Genomic DNA, 3,870 nt, shown 5'->3' with positions numbered 1-3,870 from the left:
GCGAACGCGTCGCACTGCTCAACCAGAGTCTCGCAACCATCGACACCCCGGCCGCGCGCCAGCTCGCGGCACTCGCCGAATACCTGATCCGGCGCAGCGTGTGGATCATCGGCGGCGACGGCTGGGCCTACGACATCGGCTACGGCGGCCTCGACCACGTGCTCGCGCTGCCTTACGACGTCAACATCCTGGTGCTCGACACCGAGGTCTATTCCAACACCGGCGGCCAGACCTCCAAGGCCACGCCGGTCGGCGCGGTCGCCAAGTTCTCCGCCGGCGGCAAGGCCACCGCGAAGAAAGACCTGGCCAGGCTGGCCAGCAACTATGGCCACGCCTACGTCGCCACCGTCGCCTACGGCGCCAAGGACGTGCAGACCCTGCGCGTGTTCCACGAAGCCGAGTCCTACCCCGGCCCCTCGCTGATCGTCGCCTACAGCCCCTGCATCGCCCACGGCTACGACATGCTCTACAACCAGCGTCAGCAGGAGATGGCGGTAAAAAGTGGTCACTGGCCGCTGTTCCGCTTCGACCCGCGGCTGGAAGCGGCGGGCGGCAATCCCTTCAAGCTCGATTCCGCCGCGCCCAGTCAGCCGATCAAGGCCTTCATGGAATCGGAGACCCGCTTCGCCATGCTCGCGCGCAGCCACCCCGAAGCGGCGCAGCGTTTCCTGGAGCAGGCGCAGCAGGATGCAGAACGGCGCTTCAAGACGTATCAGGACATGGCGCAAAAACCTGCCGACAAATCGAAACCCGGAGCCTGACATGATTGACCTATCCACCGACTACCTTGGCCTCAAGCTCAAGAACCCGCTGGTGCCCTCGGCATCGCCGCTGTCGCGCAATCTGGACACCGCGCTGCGGCTGGAGGATGCCGGCGCCGCCGCGTTGGTGATGTATTCCCTGTTCGAGGAAGAATTGCGGGCGGAAGACGCGATGATGGATCGCTTTCTGCTGCATGCCGGCCTTGGGTGTTGCGAAGCGGAGGACGGCTTTCTGCCCGACCATGGCGAGTTCCGCAGCAGCCTCGATCACTATCTGGCGCATCTGCAGCAGCTCAAATGCCGCCTGGACATTCCCGTGGTGGCGAGCCTCAACGGCATCTCCCCGTCCGGCTGGGTGGAGCTGGGCCGGGAACTGCAGCAGGCCGGCGCCGATGCGCTGGAGCTCAATGTCTACCACGTCGCGGCGGAGATGATGGAACCCGGCGAGGCAGTGGAGGCACGTTATCTCAGCCTGCTCGCCGAACTGCGTCAGGTGGTGAGCGTTCCTATCGTCATGAAGCTGTCGCCGTTCTTTTCCTCGCTGCCGCATTTCGTGAAACAGCTTGAACTCGCGGGTGCGAACGGCGTCGCCCTGTTCAATCGTTTCTATCAGCCGGACATCGACCTGGACAAGCTCTACGTGGTGGATAGGCTGCGCCTGTCGCTGCCCGAAGAGGCCTTGCTGCGCATCCGCTGGTTATCCATTCTGCATGGCCGCACCCCGCTGACCCTGGCCGCCACCGGCGGCGTCCACAGCCACGAGGAAGCCATGAAGCTGCTGCTGGTCGGCGCCGACGTGGTGCATCTGGCGTCCTGCCTGCTGCAGCATGGGCCGGGCCGGTTGACGCAAATCCTGCACGCCATGGAAGGCTGGATGGCCGAACGCGAATACGCGTCGGTCGCCCAGCTGAAAGGCAGCATGAGCCAGAAGAATCTGTATGACCCGTCCGCCATGGCGCGTGACAGCTACCTGCGGGTGCTGGACAGCTTCTCGCCGCGGCCGGGGGTGTGGTCCTGAGGGCGGCAAAGCCGGGCGGCTAGACCTTCTTCACGAATTCAGACTTCAGACCCATCGCGCCGATACCGTCGATCCTGCAGTCGATGTCGTGATCGCCTTCGGCCAGGCGGATGTTCTTCACCTTGGTCCCGACTTTCACCACCAGCGACGAACCCTTCACCTTCAGATCCTTGATCACGCTGACGGTGTCGCCGTCGTGCAGCTCGGTGCCGTTGGCATCGCGTACCACGCGCATCTGCTCGGCGTTCTCCGCTGCAATTGCCTGTGGCCATTCATGCGCGCATTCCGGGCAGACGTATTGGTCGCCGTCCTCGTAGGTGAACTCCGAACCGCATTGCGGGCAGGGGGGCAAGCTGCTCATGTTGTTTCCTGTTTCGATTGATTGATGGCGCATTTTTTTTCAGCGGGCTGGTTTTTCCTCGATGGCAGATGCCGGCGGATCGTGGCCGTTCGCTTGAGGCGGCGGGCGTTCGCTCTATCGCCCTTCGCCACGCCCCCCCGGTGCCACCCGGTGCTCCACCGCGAATACCGCCGCCTCCACCCGCGACGACAGGTTGAGCTTGGCGAGGATATGCCGCACGTGCAGCTTGACGGTGTCGTGGCTGATGTCGAGGGTGCGGGCGATGGCTTTGTTGCTTTCGCCGCGCGCCAGGTGGGTGAGGATTTCGCGTTCGCGCGGGGTCAGCGCGTCGAGCAGGGAGCCGGCATCCTGGCTTTTCTGGTCGTACAGCTTGACCAGCTTGGCGGTCATCGCCGGGGCGACGACGGTTTCGCCGCGCTGGGCGCGCAGGATGGCGTCGACCACCTCGTCGGGCTCCATGCTTTTCAGCAGGTAGCCGCGGGCGCCGGCGCGCAGGGCGCGAGCGAGGTCGTCTTCGGCCTCGGAGAGGGTGAGGATGAGAATGGGCAGGTCGAAGTCGTCGGCGCGCAGCTGCTGCATCAGGGTGATGCCGTCGGTGCCGGGCATGTTGAGATCGAGGATGAGCACGTCGGGGCGGTGCGCTTTCAACAGCATGGCGACTTCGTCGGGATTGCCGGTAAAAGCGGTGACCTCGATGCTGCCGCTCTGTTCGAGCAGTTCGGCCAGACCTTTGCGAAACAGGGGGTGGTCGTCGACGAGAATGATGCGGGTGAGGCTCATGCGGTGTGCTCGCTGTGCTGGTGGGGCGCGGCGCGTTGCGGGAAGACGAGGCGGATCACGGTGCCGCCGGCAGGGCGGGACTCCACGACGAGCTTGCCGTTCAGCCTGGCGGCGCGCTCGCGCATGATGGTGAGGCCGAAGCTCTTGCCGAGGCTGGAGGACTCGTCGTTTTTCTTCTGCACACCGACGCCGTCGTCGGCGACGTTGACGATGTACTGGCCGTTATCCAGGTCGAGGGTGATGACGACGTGGCGCGCGCGTGCGTGCTTGGCGATGTTGTAGAGCGATTCCTGGATGATGTGGAAGACCTGGATTTCCTCGTCGGGCGACAGCGAGACGTCCTGCACCAGATTGAGGAAATCGACGTCGGCATTGGCCTTTTTGCGGAAACTCTTGGCGAGTTCCTGGATCGCCGGCACCAGCCCGCGCGGATTGATGCGGTCGCGATACTGGGTGATGAGGTCGCGCAGATCGGCGTAGGCGAGATCGACCGCCTCCTCGACGTCGCCGAGGTAGCGGTTGGCCTTGGGGTAGTTCTCGTGACGCATGGCATCACCCAGGACGGTGAGCCGCATCTTGGCGTAGGCCAGCGTCTGCGCCAGCGAGTCGTGAATCTGGTTGGCCAGCATCTGGCGCTCGTTCATCAGCGAGATGCGCATGTTCTCGCGGGTCAGCCGCGCATTTTCCAGCGCGATGCCGAGATGCTCGCTGATCGAACGGAACAAGAGGCGCACATCCTCGGGGACGGTTTTGCCTTCTTCGAGGAACAGGTTGTAGACACCCATCACCTGGTTCTTGTGCATCAGCGGCACCGCCACCACGGTGTTGCAGGTATCGCTGAAATAGGTGTCGTTGGCCTGGCGCTTGCAGAAGGCGACGTTGTTCCAGCTGCTCACCGTCACCTCGCGCGCGGCTTTGCCGCATACGCCGCAATCGACGCTGACAATACT

At 64.0% G+C, this 3,870-nt stretch carries 5 protein-coding genes; 2 read left to right on the top strand and 3 right to left on the bottom strand.

Features of this window, described 5'->3' with window-relative positions; translation table 11 throughout:
* A partial coding sequence (locus Q0L94_RS11470; RefSeq protein WP_296753388.1) for a thiamine pyrophosphate-dependent enzyme occupies positions 1–761 on the top strand: 761 nt, incomplete at its 5' end.
* A 1-nt stretch (position 762) separates the two neighbouring features.
* Positions 763–1,779, top strand: coding sequence for a dihydroorotate dehydrogenase-like protein (locus Q0L94_RS11465; RefSeq protein ID WP_296753386.1), 1,017 nt, complete (start codon positions 763–765; stop codon positions 1,777–1,779).
* A 19-nt stretch (positions 1,780–1,798) separates the two neighbouring features.
* Here the strand turns inward: Q0L94_RS11465 and Q0L94_RS11460 are convergent, their stop codons facing one another.
* The 3 genes from Q0L94_RS11460 to Q0L94_RS11450 all read right to left on the bottom strand — a co-directional run.
* Positions 1,799–2,140 carry a zinc ribbon domain-containing protein YjdM gene (locus Q0L94_RS11460; RefSeq protein ID WP_296753384.1) on the bottom strand — a complete coding sequence of 114 codons (342 nt, stop codon included), beginning with the start codon at positions 2,138–2,140 and terminating at the stop codon, positions 1,799–1,801.
* A 114-nt stretch (positions 2,141–2,254) separates the two neighbouring features.
* The gene (locus tag Q0L94_RS11455; RefSeq protein WP_296753383.1) at positions 2,255–2,920 is read right to left on the bottom strand and encodes a response regulator transcription factor; all 666 of its coding nucleotides are present in this window, start codon (positions 2,918–2,920) and stop codon (positions 2,255–2,257) included.
* On the bottom strand, positions 2,917–3,870 hold a 954-nt coding region (locus Q0L94_RS11450), incomplete at its 5' end, for an ATP-binding protein (protein ID WP_296753381.1). The genes Q0L94_RS11450 and Q0L94_RS11455, both read right to left, overlap by 4 nt.

This window comes from Thiobacillus sp., from assembly GCF_024708915.1.
Note: the sequence above shows the minus strand (reverse complement) of the source record. Positions and strands in the feature narration are given on the sequence as shown.

Excerpts from the sequence above, each read along its gene's own strand:
- Q0L94_RS11465 (WP_296753386.1), top strand. The coding sequence starts at position 763 with ATGATTGACCTATCCACCGACTACCTTGGCCTCAAGCTCAAGAACCCG.
- Q0L94_RS11460 (WP_296753384.1), bottom strand. The coding sequence starts at position 2,140 with ATGAGCAGCTTGCCCCCCTGCCCGCAATGCGGTTCGGAGTTCACCTAC.
- Q0L94_RS11455 (WP_296753383.1), bottom strand. The coding sequence starts at position 2,920 with ATGAGCCTCACCCGCATCATTCTCGTCGACGACCACCCCCTGTTTCGC.